Here is a 14,300-nt window from a genome sequence, read left to right on the forward strand (position 1 = left end):
TTGGGCGGCACGGGTGCTCCGTACCGTCCAGGGCGTGACGGTACGGGGCATCGCGCACCTCTCACGAAGGACGACCTGACCTCCTTCGCGGCCTTCCATCAGCCGTTGCCGCAAAGGTGCCCTTGCGCCGCTTGCAGGCCGTAGCCCCCCTCGTGCCGGCGAGCTGCGGCCCTGCGAGGCGTACCGAGTCAGGAATTGGGGGACGGCAGTGCGGGCGCCGCCTTGGCCGCGGCTGCGATGGTCGGGTCGGCTATCACCTTGGCGTACTGCTGCTGGACCAGCGTCGTCAGTGCCGCTCGGTCGGCCTTGGCAGGTACCCAGATGTCGATTGCGATGGCGATGTTGCCAACCACGGTGTAGCTCTCGGTCCAGATGTTGCCGCGACTGGTCAGCTCGGGGTGTTCGAAGGCCATTGCGTCACCACTGCTGGGAATCGCGTACGTGCCGGCGGTGCCGACGGCGTTTCCCGCTCCGCTCTGGGTTCCCAGGGTGAAGCTTTGTGCACCGGTCGCGGTGGCGAACTGCAGTAGCCGGATGTCCACTTCACTGGGTCGTGCCCCATGAAGTGGTGTAGTGGTCGTGCGCCAACAGTCATGAAGTGAGCGGGAGTTCGTCGCGGCCGGGGTTGGCGGGGTAGATCTTCTCCATGCTGGCCTCGGGCAGGTAGCGGCGAGGGAACGCGATCCATTCGTCGTGCATCTCGAACAGCACGGCGGTGACCAGCCGCAGGAGCGCGTCGTCGTTCGGGAAGACCTGGACGACGTCGGTGCGACGCTTGATCTCGCGGTTGATCCGCTCCAGCGGATTGGTGGACTGGATCTTCTTCCAATGTCGCTCGGGGAAGGCCGCGAAGGCGGTCAGGTCGTCCTTGGCCTCCAGCAGCATCTGGCTGACCTTGGGGAACTGCTTGCCGAGCATCTCGGCGACGGTGTCCAGCTGGGCCCGGACCGCGGCTTCGGCGGGTTGGGCGAAGATCGTCCGGATGGTCGCGGCGACCATCTCGCCGGCCTCCTTCGGGATCACCGTGAAGACGTTCCGCAGGAAGTGGACGCGACAGCGCTGGTAGGCCGCGCCGAGCATGACCTTGCGGATCGCCTTGACCAGACCGCTGTGGTGGTCGCCGATGACCAGGCGGACCCCGGTCAGGCCACGCTCGCGCAGGGAGCGCAGGAACTCGGCCCAGAACACCTCGGTCTCGCTGTCGCCGACCATCAGCCCGAGCACCTCGCGGCCGCCGTCCTCGGTGATCCCGGTCGCGACGACCACGGCCCGGGAGACGATCTGGTGGTTCACCCGCGCCTTGCAGTAGGTCGCGTCGAGGTAGACGTAAGGGAAGCGGGTGTGGCCCAGCGGCCGGTCGCGGAAGGCGGTGAGCTGTTCGTCCAGGTCCGCGCAGATCCGGGAGACCTCACTCTTGGAGATCCCGGTGTCCGCGCCCAGGGCCTTGACAAGGTCGTCGACCGAGCGGGTCGACACGCCCAGGACGTAGGCCTCCATGATGACCGCGTAGAGGGCCTGGTCGATCCGGCGTCGGCGCTCGAGCAGACTGGGGAAGAAGCTGCCGGTGCGGACCTTGGGGATGGCCAGCTCCAGGTCGCCGGCCTGCGTGGTCAGGGTCTTGTCGCGGTGGCCGTTGCGCCACGTGGTGCGGGCCTCGGTGTGCTCGCCGGGTTCAGCGCCGATCCGGGCGGTCGCCTCGGCCTCGATCAGTTCCTGAAGCATCCGCTGGGCGACAGCCCTGATCAACTCGATTCCATCCGCCGTACGCAGTGACTCCATGAGGCGGAGTAGGTCAGACTGGGACAAGGCCATCGCGCACCTCTCACTCAACGAGCCTTCCTACTCGGAGAGTTGCGCGATGGCTCCTTCATGACCAGGGGTTACACCAAGATCCCTGCTACACCACTCGGCGGGACGCCATCCTTCACTGCCACTGTCGGCGTTCCAGTCCTCGCGCACCGCGTACTGGAAGCCCCGGTCGATCTGCTCGTTGGTGACGAGCTGCTGATCCGTCTGAGAGGCGAAGCGGGCGACGAACTGCTGCAGCGTCAGGACGCCGGTTGGTCCGTTCTGGCCATTGGACGGCCACGGCTTGGACCCGTCCGGTGGCGTCACCAGGTCGCCCTGGAGTCGGCTCTGGTCGGCCGGGGAGGTCGGAGCTGGCGCGGTGCCGGCGGGGGCAGGTGCGGCTACCGCGGACGAGGGCAGCGGTGACGGGGTGGTGACGTTCCCCGTGAGTCGCGCGTACTGGGCCTGAGCGAGCTGTGCCAGGCCGGACGCGTTGGGCGCACCCGGTGTGTAGTAGTGCAGGTCGGCCACGATGTTGCCGACGGCGAACCATGCGATCTGGGAGATGTCCCCATTGCCGTCCACGGCCCCGGCAGTCCAGGCTTCGCCTTCGGGTATTCCGTCAAGAGACGACAGCGGTTCCTGTGGTTTGCCCTTCCGCGAGGTGCCCTCTGAGACGTCCGCGACGAAGTCCTGCGCGCCGGCGGACCCGCTGAACTGAATGAGGAACACATCGGCCTGGGTGCCGTCCGGCGCGGACCAGTTCGCCTGAACGGCGTAATTGAAACCGTCTCCGGCGACCCTGGTCTTCTCGTTGGACTGATCCTCGGGGTTGAACACGCCATCCACGAACTGGTTGACGGTCAGGACGCCGTCGGGAGACAGGGTGCCCCGGCTGAACGGCTTCGACCCCGCTGGTCCCGTCACGAGTTCGCTCTTCAACTGGGACGCGGGCAGCATTTTCTCCTGCGACAACAGGCCTTGGCAGCCGCTCAGTGTCATCATGGAGAGGGTGGCGGCAAGGACGCCGGCGAGCGTGGAGCCGGTCGTACGCCGGATGTTCATGAACTGGTGGGGCACCGTGAGCCATTCGAGAGTGCGGCGAGACCGGGATTGAAGATCGTCGGAAATCCTTGCGCACGAAAATCACATGAATGTCGCGGCGTGATCAAGATGCGGGGCTGCCCGGGCAGGCCGGTGCTGAGCTGATGCTGGCTGAAGTCCGCGCCGGTGCACATCACCGCTCCCCTTCAGGAGGTCTGTTCCGGTCACATCAACCCCTACAGCACGTCGCGCCTCGGTATGGAATCTCAGCTCGACCTGTCCACGGTGACGCCATCCCCAGGAGACGGGCGGGCGCACGCCCCCGCTTCATAGAGCCGGACGGCCACACCTACTCACGGTGACTACATTGCCGCTTCAGCGGTCCTGAGTGCGCACAGAACACCGACACGAGTAGTGCGCACAATGCGTGGATTCGCGGGTTTCCGCAGGACCCAGTGCTCATCGACTCGTGGACCCTACATGAGTCCCCCCACCGTCAAGGGCCCGGCCGGTGAGCACCGGCCGGGCCCTCTTGCTTCACTGATCGAAGAGGTCCGATGCACCACTCCCCCACGATCCTGGCCCTCACCGCTGCACTGGGGCTCGCGGCCGGGGCGTTCATCGTCCGGCCGCTCGTGTTCGCGTTCACCGTCTACGAAGGGTGGCGCCGCACCTGCCCGAACTGCGACGCCCCCGTCCTCGGAGGCGGCGCGGCCGCCTACTGGGACCTCGCGGTGCGCCGACGGTGCCGCTCGTGCAGCGCCGCATCCCTGGCCCCGGCCACGGCCTCCCCCGCGGGAGCGGTCACGGTAGCCGCACCCCCCGCACGGCCGATCGGTCCGCCGGCAGGTGCGCCCGAGGCGCTGACCGCCACCGCCGTGAGCGCGGTCGCCGGTGCGGGTGCGAGCGGATGGCTGCTGGCCGTACAGCTGTGGCTGGCGGTGCTCGGCGCGGCGATGCTGCTGATCGACCTGAAGGAAGAACGACTGCCGCACCTGCTCACCGGCCTGTCCGCCGCGGGGGTGGCCGTGTACCTGGGAGCGCTGGCCGTCTCCGGCTCGGGGTGGACGGCGCTGGTCCTCCCCCTGCTCGGCGCAGCTGTGGTCGGCGGTGCACTGCTGCTCGCCGAACGGTGTGGCCTGATCGGCATGGGCGACGTCCTGCTGGCCCCGAGTCTGGCCGCCGTCCTCGCTTCGCAGGGCGGGGAGGCGTTGTACTGGGGCCTCATGGCGCAGTTCGGCATCGGCATGGTGATGGGCGTGGCCAGGCTCCTGCTCACCGGGAACCGCGACGTGGCGCTCGGCCCCGGTCTGATCGTCGGTACCTTGCTGGTGTCCATCGCCTCGGGCTGATCACGGCGGCATCCGGCCCGTCCATGGATCCGCCCGGCCCAACATGCCGTGACTCTTCCCCAGCCAGCCCGTCACCGCCCACCACCTCACCTCGAAGCTGCGGCGCCACGGACCCCCGGTCATCTCCCTGCGCAACTCCGCCCTGATCACCCTCGCCGCCGACCTGCCACCGTCCGTCCTCAGCTCGCTCCTTGGCATCAGCCTCACCACGGCCGTGAAGTGGACCCGCCGCGCTGGCCGCGACTGGAACACCTACTTGGCCACCCGAGTCTGACGCCGAACTCGCCACTCGATTCCGGTGACTCAGCGTCGAGCTCCAAGCCTGTTGAGCTGAACCTTCGTCCTGGACGACTTCACTCGTCGATCTGTGCCTACAGCGGCGCTTGTCTGTCGACGGCGAGGCCCCTGTGCGACCGATCGCTGCGCGGTGGCGAGCTTTCTGCGGATACCACAGCCGCCCACCGGATCAAGTGAGGCCGGAGGATTCCTCCGGCTTGTCGACTCGCATCGTGGTGTGGTTCGGCGGTCGATACGGGGGGCAGAGTACGCCCAGAAGTCGACGACCTGCAGCGAGGCCGCGCGCATGACAGCGCGGGCACGGTGAGCGGTGCAGGCACGCGCGACCTACGGGGGCGAGCACATCCAGGGGAGGAGCTGCCGTGACGATCGTGGTGGAGACCGCTGTGGCCTGTGCCATTGCGTGGGCGCTGCGCAAAGCCCGCAGGGTCGGTGATCGGGCGGACATCGAGGTCGACTACGCGCTGGATTCGGCAATGGACCGCGTCCACCAGGTCGTGGTGGACAGGCTCGGCCCCGGTGGAGACGTGGAACGCCTGGAGTTGGAGGCCGCGTTCGCGCACCAGCGAAACCCGGAGCAAGCCGAACAGACGCTGGCCGCCGGTCTCACCCGGCACAGCATCGAGACTGTCTTGACCCAGGCGGTCAACACCGACGAGGTGTTCGCCGCACGGCTGGAGTCCGCCGTCGCGGAATACAGGGACGCTGCGAGCAAGGCGTCTCCAGAGGCTTTCGGGGCCTACGGCGTCACTGTCGGCGGGAACCTGCAGATCAAGGCCGATCAAGGCGCGGTCGCGGGTGCCGTCATCCATGTCCAAGGCAACCTGAACCTGGGAAACGCTCCGAGGCCCGATCTCGACGGCCGCTGATGACGCGCGACACCGACCGCGTTCAGCGCGTCGGGGACGGGCGTCCCGTCCTGGGAGTCCCTGCCTGCGTACTCGCCTAGCCCTACGTGCCAGGCACCATCTTCGCGGCGGGACGCGCCATCCCGCCGCTGGATGTTCACCATTAGCCGAGCCGAGGGCCATGGTCTAGACGGCCTCAGCCTGTTTCAATTTGGGCCAACCCACCTGCACGGAAACCTAGTTCTAGCTACGGTCGGCGTGCAGGGACGGTGGCATGGCGGGGTGGGGGTCTGGGGTGCTCGAGGTGGATGTCGCGGTGGACTGCATCTTCAGATGGGCCGCGCACACCACACACCAGGACAGCGGCGACCCCGCGGCTGGGAGCGGGAGCATGCTGGCGGCCGCGGGGCGGGTACGGGACCTGGTCGTGGAACGCCTGCTGGGTGCGGGCGGCGAGGTCGCACGGCTTATGCAGGAGGCGGCTGCGAAGCAGTCCGCGCCCGGGTCGCTGACCCGCTACCGCCTGCGGGCAGCCGTGGCCGAAGCCGCCGCGGCGGACGCGGTGTTCGCCCAGGCACTGCAGCAGGCGGCCGCGGCCTACCTCCAGGCAGCGGGCGGCACCCGGGTGCCGCCCGAGCTGGCCATCGGCGGGAACGCCGAGATCAATGCCGATGGCGGGGGGTTCGCCGCTGCGGTCGCCCACGTCCACGGCGGTGTGCAGATCGACAACAGCACGACCAACGTGTTCGCCGGTGACGGGCCTGCCAGTATGAGGGACGGTCTCGGCCCGCCGCCGCCCCCAGTGCTGGAATCGTGGCTGGTGCCCCGGGCCGAGCTAACGCAGGCTGTCGAGGCTGTGCTCACCGACGGCGGGACGGTGGGGCTGACGACCTCGCTCCACGGCGCCGGCGGGTTCGGCAAGACTCGCCTCGCCCGCATGGTCTGCGCCGACGCCCGTGTCCGCGCCCACTTCGGGGGCCGTGTCTACCGGGTGACGATCGGCCGCGACGTGCGTAACACGGCGGAGATCGCGTCCAAGGTCACCGACGTCATCAGGCAAATCACCGACGACGACCGCCCCCACACCGACCCCGAAGCAGCCGGCACCCACCTCGGCCGCCTCCTTGGACAGCAACCGTCCGCTCTGCTCATGATCGACGACGTGTGGCAGCGCGAGCAGGTCGAGCCGTTCCTGATAGGCGCACCTGGATGCGTGCGCCTGGTCACCACCCGGCGACCCAGCATCGTGGACACCGGCGGCTTCACCCGGCTCATCACCGTCGATCGGATGACCGAGGCGGAAGCCCGCCACCTTCTCCTCCAGGACCTCGACACCACGCTGTTTCCCACGCGTGCAATAGATGAGCTCATCGCGCGGACCGGGCGAATGCCCCTGAATCTGCGCCAGGTCAACCGCACGATGGTGAAACGCGTCCGGCTCGGCATGGCCGCCGACCGGGCTGCGATGGCGGTGCTGGAGCGACTGCGCGTGGCCGGACCGGCGGCCGTCGACGAACCCGGCATGAACGCCGCAATTGCATCACAACGGGAACGGGCGCTGGCCGCCACGATCGAGGCGGCGCTCGAACTCCTGCCGCCCGGCGGGCGGGACCGCTGCCTGGAGCTCGGGGTTTTCGCCGAGGACGAGGCCGTCCCGGTGCCGCTGGTGTGCCGACTCTGGGCAGCCACCGCGGGTATCAGCGAGGACCAGGCCTACGACCTGCTGTCGGAACTGGTCGACCTCTCGCTGATCACCGTCGACTCCTCCAACGGCGGCCGGATCAGCCTGCACGACGTCCACCGCGACTACCTCCGCCACACCCTCGGCGAGTCGGAGCTCACCCACGCCAACCTGCTCCTCGTTGAAGCCGTCACCGCCAACCTCCTCCCTGTCGCGGCGCCGCTCACCCCCGGTGCCCCGGATCCCGGACACGCCTGGTGGGACACCCTCGACCGCTACGTACTCGACCACGCCGTCGAACACCTCCTCGCTGCCGACCGCCTCGACACCGCCGAAGCCCTCGCCACGGACCTGCGCTGGATCGACCGCCGCCTCCACCAACGAGGCCCCACCGCACCCATCGCCGACCTCCTCACCATCGGCAGCCCTGATCCCGCCGAGCGCGCCGGCGACCTCGCCCAGGCCGCGCACCTCCTCCAACACACTCACCCCGACCACTCCCTCACTTCCGTCCTCCACAGCCGCCTCGACCACCACCCCCACTGGCGCACCCAAATCACGGCCCACGCCGACCTGCTCACCCGCCCCCGGCTCAGCAACCACTCGCGTCTCCCCGACATCCCTCACCCTGCCCTCCTGCGCACCCTCACTGGCCGCACCGGCACGGTGCGTGCGGTGGCGATCTCCTCCGACGGGACCTGGCTCGCCACCACCGGCGCCAACGACAGGACGGTGCGGATCTGGGACCACGCCACCGCCACCCAGACCGCCGTCCTCGTCGGTCACGACTTCGGGGTGAATGCGGTGGCGATCTCCCCCGACGGCTCCTGGCTCGCCACCACCGGCGCCAACGACAGGACGGTGCGGATCTGGGACCGCGCCACCGCCACCCAGACCGCCGTCCTCGTCGGTCACACCGGCGCGGTGAACGCGGTGGCGATCTCCCCCGACGGCTCCTGGCTCGCCACCACCGGCGACGACCAGACGGTGCGGATCTGGGACCGCGCCACCGCCACCCAGACCGCCGTCCTCGTCGGTCACACCGGCGCGGTGAACGCGGTGGCGATCTCCCCCGACGGGACCTGGCTCGCCACCGCCGGCGACGACCAGACGGTGCGGATCTGGGACCGCGCCACCGCCACCCAGACCGCGATCCTCACCGGCCACACCGGCACGGTGAACGCGGTGGCGATCTCCCCCGACGGGACCTGGCTCGCCACCGCCGGCGACGACCAGACGGTGCGGATCTGGGACCGCGCCACCGCCACCCAGACCGCGCCCCTCACCGACCACGACTTCTGGGTGAACGCGCTGGCGATCTCCTCCGACCTGACCTGGCTCGCCACCGCCAGCAAGGCCAGAAGCGTGCATATCCGGGACCGCGCAACCGCCACCGAGACCGCGATCCTCACCGGTCACGACCGTGGGGTGAGCGCGGTGGCGATCTCCCCCGACGGCACCTGGCTCGCCACCACCAGCGACGACGGTACGGCTCGGCTCTGGAACCCCACCACCGCCACCCAGACCGCGACCCTCACCGGCCACACCAACAAGGTCAACGCGGTGGCGATCTCCCCCGACGGCACCTGGCTCGCCACCACCGGCCACGACGAGACCGTGCGCATCTGGGACCATGCCACCGCCACCCAGACCGCGATCCTCACCGGCCACGACTTCGGGGTGCGCGCGGTGGCGATCTCCCCCGACGGCACCTGGCTCGCCACCGCCGGCCACGACGAGACCGTGCGCATCTGGGACCGCGCCACCGGCATCGAAACCGCGATCCTCGTCGGCCACGACGGCACGGTCAACGTGGTAGCGATCTCCCCCGACGGGACCTTGCTCGCCACCGCCGGCGACGACAGAACCGTGCGCGTCTGGGACCGCGCCACCGGCATCGAAACCGTGATCCTCACCGGCCACGACTTCGGGGTGCGCGCGGTGGCGATCTCCCCCGACGGCACCTGGCTCGCCACCGCCGGCCACGACGAGACCGTGCGCATCTGGGACCGCGCCACCGGCATCGAAACCGCGATCCTCACCGGCCACGACTTCGGGGTGCGCGCGGTGGCGATCTCCCCCGACGGGACCTGGCTCGCCACCACCGGCGACGACGAGACCGTGCGTATCTGGGACCGCGCCACCGCCACCCAGACCGCGATCCTCACCGGCCACACCGGCACGGTGAACGCGGTGGCGATCTCCCCCGACGGGACCTGGCTCGCCACTACCGGCAACGACGGCACCGTGCGGGTCTGGAACGCCATCAGCCCGGCACCACTGGCCATGATGCGGACCGAGAACAGCCTCACCTCGTGCTCCTGGTCGTCCGACAGCCGGAGTATCGCCGTCGGATCCGACAGCGGGCTGTACTACTTCGACTTCCACCCCGGCACGTAGAACACGACGCCACGCCCACCGCAGGGCGGCATGCGACACGACCCGAATACGACGCTGGGGCGGATCAGCGCCCGGCGCCCTCCAGCTCGAGCAGGCCTTGGCCAAGACCGCGCAGTCAGTCGTGCTCTTGATCGGCCGTCAAGCGTCGGTGAGACGGGTCACTGAAGAAGGAAGCTGGCGAGGCCCAGCTCGCTGTGGCCCGGTATACCGTCGGTATATCCCGTTGGGTCAGACAGGGATGCCTGGTGTGGGAGCACAGGTACAAATCGCAGTCGCACCGACCGGGGGCACGCCGACGCGGCGGACACCACGGCCGTATCAGGCGCCCTCCGCTTTTGCGGTACACCCTGCGAAGTGCGACTCCTTTTGCTGCTGCCCCGGTCAGGTGCTGCCGCCGGCAGCTTCAAGCCATTCGGCTTCCCTCACCGCGTGGGACGCGGGCCGTCGCTACCGGCATCGAGGGCCGATGCCGCTGGCACAGGTTCTTCCATCCGAACGGTGTCTCGTATCCGGACGGGTCCATCCAGGACGACCAGTTGCAGGCCTGCCGGCCCGGTCCTGTACCCGGACCGGCAGGATTGCCTACACGGCCAGGCGCTTGATGTCCGTGAGAGTGAGCTCCTGGGTCTGCTTGGCGTGCGGGCTTTGCAGGAACGTCTCGATGCTGGCTCCGGCATGACGAGGACCGCGGCGGTCAGCGATATACGTGTCCCGGCCGTCGGAGTCGGCCAGCTGCTGGATGTACTCAGCCAGCGCGGTCCGGCCGCCAGTACCGGCGAGACCATAGCCGTGACCCCGTCGCTGGGGAAGCAGGGTGATGTTGCCGCGGTCGGTCCTCATCCAGAACGTCTCCTGGTCGATGATCAGGGAGGCGAAGGCCTCTCCATCGCGCAGGCCGAGAGGCGTGTAAGTGCGGTACGTCCACTGGTCGATGTGGTGGGTCTTCCAGGGCAGGTGGTCCGAGTCGCCGTCGTCACGGCATGTGCGGAAGTGCTCGCCGACAACGGGCAGTCCGAAGGCGGGATCGGTGAAGGTGCGGCGGCAGACACAGCCGCTCCCCGCGATGGCGGACGGACTGGCGGGGTCTTCGTCGACGCACGGGTGGAAGAGCTTGGGGATCTCATGGTTGGCGACCAGCGTGGTGTGCAGGGGGTTGGGCTCGCATCGCTGCAGCCGGCTCAGCCACTGCTGGACATAGGGGCTGCGATGTTCGATGGCCACGGTGCCGTTCATGCTGGCCGTGACGATGCCCCGGTCGGGCTCGGTGTAGAGAACGAAGTGCGCCCACGTCTTCCTCGGGTCGTAGGTCAGCGTCAGGTCGTGCTGGGTTTCACCCACTGTTGCTCGCCCCCATGGATCTCTCAACGTGCCCACCTGGTCACGTTCAGTCTTCCAGTGCGTGGTCGAGCCAGCGGCCGATTCAGCCGTTCCGGCCGGATTGGAGTGGGGTGAACGGCTCCACACGGCCGGGGTGCTCGCCGTCAGCGCGGCGTCAGGTGATCCTGAGCCCATGCAGAACGGGCAAGTTCTCAGGTTGCGGTACTCGGTGGCGTGGGTCGATCAGCATCCGCTGACCTGGGTCGAGGGGGCGTTCCCCGCCGACTACGAGGTCAAGGGTTGGAGGCTGCAACTCGGTGAGTCACAGCTCGAGGCATGGCCGCCGACTCCGATGGGTGAGGACGAGGCGCGACTGGCACTCCTTCCGATCTTGAGTGCTTGGGCCGCCTCGTTGGAGGTCGAGCACCACCTGATCGTGACCTTCACCTACCTCGGCGCCGAATTCGAGCCGGAGTCGGCCGTGGCGGGCGAGGTGCGGGTGCAAGCGACGGACGTCTGGACTCTTGCATTCGACGCTACGGTCGAGGTGCAACGCGGCACGCCGCCAGAACCGAGTTGGGATTGGCAGGAGACGCCCGCGGCCGCAGCGGTGCGTGAGGTGTGCCTGCGTCCACTTCGCAACGGCACGCGGCCGGTGGCGGACGCGGCCTACTGGCTTGCGACACATCTGAAGATGTGGGCTGGCGGCCAGTCTCAGGCGGCATCTCGGCTCAACGTCGATCCCGCCTACTTCGAGCGGGCGCGGCAGCAGGGCGCGCGCAGTGCCGAACGCAAGGTCTCCAACGATTCCGTGTCCCTGACCGAGCAGCAGAAGGAGTCGCTCAGGCTGGTACTGGAGGATCTCGTCGCTCGCCTGTATCTCGTCGAGAGCGGCCTCACCCCGGGCGAGCGCCTCACGCTGACCGATTGGCCGTCGTAGCTGTCTCACCGGTCGCCGTGGCCGGTCCATGGCCCTGAGTGCGGGGCGGCGCCCGAAGTCCGCGGAGCTCACACCACCGCCTCGAAGCGCCGGCCGTCGCACCGGCTAGAGCGCTGGTCGGGGTGGATCCTCGGGGACAACGGCGGCGATCCGCACCGTGGGCGGCCACGGCGGCGCGGGGGAGAAGGCGTGCACCACGTTGACGGCCGGACGGCCGACGGCGACATCCCCTTCGATTCGGGTGGAGTACAGCTCGACCAGCTGACCGCCCTCGGAGACCGTACGGATCAACCGGCCGAGTCGGGGATGATGCTGCAGCTCGCGGCGCAGGCCCTCCAGCACATCGTCGGCGGCGATCTCCTTGGCGCGCTGGGCGGCGCGGTCGGTGACGACGGCGATGACGTCGCCGTGCTGGTGGTCCGGGTGGCTCACTCGGCGCCCTGCCGGGACAGCAGCTCGGCGACGGCCTGGTCGACCGCGTCGACGGCCTCCGGGTCGGCGGCGAGCAGCACCCGGCCTCTGTAGGCGGCGAGGATCTCGGCGACGGCGGCCAGGTCGACGACGGTGCCGAGTTCGTCGACTTCGGAGACCTGGTCGACAGGCACCCGGCGCAGCAGTTGTTCGGCGAGTTCGCCGTCCAGACGTTCGGCGTCGCCGTGGAATCCGTGGCCGGCACGCAGTGCGGCGCGCAGTTCCTGGACGGTGTCCATCGGCGGCAGGCCGAAGCGGCCTCCTCCACCGTGTTCGGCGGGTTGGGCGCTCATCCCGACCACCGCCCTCTCCCTGTCGGCTCATCCGGCCCGGGCCGGGCCCTCTACAGATGACGGTAGCGCCCCCGGAGGGCCTGCGGGGGCGCTGGCCGAGAACCCGCTGGCAGCCCCGGACGGGCTTGTCCGCAGGAAGGGGTCAGCGGTGGCTCAACTGCACCCGGCCCCTCGCAGAGGGCAGCGCGATGCCCTGCGCTTCAGCCGCCGGCCCAGGGCGCAGCGTCCACGGCATCTGACCGGTGCTGATGAGCCACTGGTTCGCCAGCAGACGCCGGACGACGAAGACCTGCAGCCCGCGTGGCAGTTCCCAGCCCAAGCCTTCGCGCAGCTGGTTGAACGACGGCCCGTGGCCGTGCTTCTCGCGGAAGGCCACGGTGAACGCGGCCGCCTGGGGACCGCGATCGGGATGTGCCGCCTTCCAAGGGCCGTAGGCCTCCATGGTCCTGGGGTACAGGCGCGGCGGCGGACACAGGGGACCAAGGAAGGCCTGCGCGACCCGGTCTCGTGCCAGTGAGCACAGGGAGCAGTTTTCGACGGCCTCGACGTGACGGCGCAGCGCGGGCGTGATGGAGTCCTTCCATCGGTTCCAGTCGTGGTCCTCGATGTGGAACCGGGAGCTGACGGGCTTCTGCGGTTCGGTCAGGGCGCCGGGCAGCTTCGCGCGCTCGTCCTCCGTGAGGGGTCGCATGCCCGCGAGGTGGCCGACCTGGCTCGCCAGTCGGAAGCGGTCTCCGGTCACGTCGACGATGAAGCCCTTGCTCTCGAGATCCGCCATGGCAGCTCGGCAGGCGCCCGGGAGGCCGGCCGGGACTTGGCCGAGCCCCTCGGCCGTGCCGTGCGCCGCATGCAGCAGGGCGGCGAGCCGTGCGGCAGGCGGCAGCTTCTTGACCGGCTTCGCGTTCAGAGTCCGCGCGGTCCAGCCGGAGACCCGGGTGCGCATGAGCTTTCCGAACGGCAGCGGGTGGTCCGCCCCGCGCCCGAGGTCGGGGACGGACACGGGTACCGGGACTGCGGGGTCGCTATCGAGGAGGGCGGCGGGGTCGATCTGCCAGCCGAGCGTACGGAGCGCGGCGACGGCGGCGGCCGGGTCCTCCAGCCGAAGGGCGGCAAGGTCGCTGCCCGTGATGTTGGCGACTCCGCCGCGCGCGGCGCGGATGGCCACCACCACGGCGAGGAGCTGGGCGTCGGGGCCCGGCAGGGGCAGCTCGAGTACGTAGCTCAGCAGGGTCCGAGCTGCCTCGCCTTGCGCTGGGGTCAGGAGATGTGGGGTGCGTTGGGGCGGGAGGGCCGAGGCGCCATCGGCCCTGGTCAGGTTGGATGCAGTGTGAGACACACCGGATCCAACGCGCGCCCGCTGTTCGGGTCACCGACTGGGCTGTCCGGGGCACCCCGCCAGCACGCACGGCCGGTCCTGAGCGGGCCCCAGTCCCGGTGCAGTCCGAGACCGGCGGTGCCGTACGAGATGTGGCGCAAACCCACACCAACCGGCGATCACGGAGGCACGTGCGCTGGAAACATGAGCGCTGTGACAGACGATTCGACCCCCGAGCAGCCCCAGTTCCGCAAAGGGACGCGCGACCTGACGCCCACGCAGCGCGTTCTGGCCGACGAGATTGCCGAGCGGGCTGAGCTCCTCTACGAAGGGTCTCCCGACCTGACCCGCGCCGAGGCAGTGGAGGCGGCTGCCCGGCAGCTGGGCGACCGGCCGAAAGAGCTGATCCAGCAGGCCCATAGGCTGTACGACGCCCACGCGGACCTCACCTGGCGCCAGGCAGTGCACGGCGCAGCGCTGCAACTCGGCTACCTGCCGCCTCCATCCGTCGGCTGACCATCAAGGCCACCGGCCGATCAAGACGTCAAACCTGC

At 69.4% G+C, this 14,300-nt stretch carries 12 protein-coding genes; 5 read left to right on the forward strand and 7 right to left on the reverse strand.

Annotated elements, in window-relative coordinates:
- Positions 1–188: 188 nt before the first annotated feature.
- The 3 genes from FHR36_RS35650 to FHR36_RS35660 are packed head-to-tail and all read right to left on the reverse strand — an operon-like array spanning position 189 to position 2,868.
- Positions 189–542, reverse strand: coding sequence for a hypothetical protein (locus FHR36_RS35650; protein WP_253804286.1), 354 nt, complete (start codon positions 540–542; stop codon positions 189–191).
- A gap of 49 nt (positions 543–591) precedes the next feature.
- Positions 592–1,812, reverse strand: a complete 1,221-nt coding sequence (locus tag FHR36_RS35655; RefSeq protein ID WP_253804288.1) for an IS256 family transposase — start codon at positions 1,810–1,812, stop codon at positions 592–594.
- A gap of 27 nt (positions 1,813–1,839) precedes the next feature.
- Positions 1,840–2,868: a hypothetical protein gene (locus FHR36_RS35660; protein WP_253804289.1), complete on the reverse strand. Its 1,029-nt coding sequence runs from the start codon at positions 2,866–2,868 to the stop codon at positions 1,840–1,842.
- Between the two features lie 521 nt (positions 2,869–3,389).
- Between FHR36_RS35660 and FHR36_RS35665 the strand changes: the two genes are divergently transcribed.
- The 3 genes from FHR36_RS35665 (at position 3,390) to FHR36_RS35675 (ending at position 9,410) form a co-directional block, all read left to right on the forward strand.
- A complete protein-coding gene (locus tag FHR36_RS35665) occupies positions 3,390–4,184 on the forward strand; it encodes a hypothetical protein (protein ID WP_253804290.1) in 795 nt (264 codons plus the stop codon).
- A 659-nt stretch (positions 4,185–4,843) separates the two neighbouring features.
- Positions 4,844–5,350, forward strand: coding sequence for a hypothetical protein (locus tag FHR36_RS35670; RefSeq protein ID WP_253804291.1), 507 nt, complete (start codon positions 4,844–4,846; stop codon positions 5,348–5,350).
- Positions 5,351–5,720: 370 nt separating this feature from the next.
- On the forward strand, positions 5,721–9,410 hold the full coding sequence (locus tag FHR36_RS35675; protein ID WP_253804292.1) for an NB-ARC domain-containing protein: 3,690 nt from the start codon (positions 5,721–5,723) through the stop codon (positions 9,408–9,410).
- A 582-nt stretch (positions 9,411–9,992) separates the two neighbouring features.
- On the opposite strand, the gene FHR36_RS35680 is transcribed toward FHR36_RS35675, so the two are convergent.
- Complete coding sequence (locus tag FHR36_RS35680; protein WP_253804293.1) at positions 9,993–10,748, reverse strand: hypothetical protein; 756 nt, start codon at positions 10,746–10,748, stop codon at positions 9,993–9,995.
- A 172-nt stretch (positions 10,749–10,920) separates the two neighbouring features.
- Here FHR36_RS35680 and FHR36_RS35685 point away from each other — a divergent pair, with 172 nt between their 5' ends.
- Positions 10,921–11,667 carry a hypothetical protein gene (locus FHR36_RS35685; protein ID WP_253804295.1) on the forward strand — a complete coding sequence of 249 codons (747 nt, stop codon included), beginning with the start codon at positions 10,921–10,923 and terminating at the stop codon, positions 11,665–11,667.
- 105 nt (positions 11,668–11,772) lie between these two features.
- On the opposite strand, the gene FHR36_RS35690 is transcribed toward FHR36_RS35685, so the two are convergent.
- The 3 genes from FHR36_RS35690 to FHR36_RS35700 form a co-directional block, all read right to left on the reverse strand.
- Entirely contained in the window at positions 11,773–12,099 is a 327-nt protein-coding gene (locus FHR36_RS35690) for a hypothetical protein (protein ID WP_253804296.1), read from the reverse strand.
- On the reverse strand, positions 12,096–12,431 hold the full coding sequence (locus FHR36_RS35695) for a hypothetical protein (RefSeq protein ID WP_253804297.1): 336 nt from the start codon (positions 12,429–12,431) through the stop codon (positions 12,096–12,098). The genes FHR36_RS35690 and FHR36_RS35695 overlap by 4 nt, the downstream gene beginning before the upstream one ends.
- Positions 12,432–12,573: 142 nt before the next feature.
- Positions 12,574–13,602, reverse strand: a complete 1,029-nt coding sequence (locus FHR36_RS35700; protein ID WP_253804298.1) for a hypothetical protein — start codon at positions 13,600–13,602, stop codon at positions 12,574–12,576.
- Positions 13,603–13,950: 348 nt separating this feature from the next.
- On the opposite strand from FHR36_RS35700, the gene FHR36_RS35705 reads away from it, so the two are divergent.
- Positions 13,951–14,262, forward strand: a complete 312-nt coding sequence (locus FHR36_RS35705) for a hypothetical protein (protein WP_253804299.1) — start codon at positions 13,951–13,953, stop codon at positions 14,260–14,262.
- Positions 14,263–14,300: the final 38 nt, after the last annotated feature.

Source organism: Kitasatospora cinereorecta, from assembly GCF_024172095.1.
In the GTDB taxonomy this organism is placed as follows: domain Bacteria; phylum Actinomycetota; class Actinomycetes; order Streptomycetales; family Streptomycetaceae; genus Kitasatospora; species Kitasatospora cinereorecta.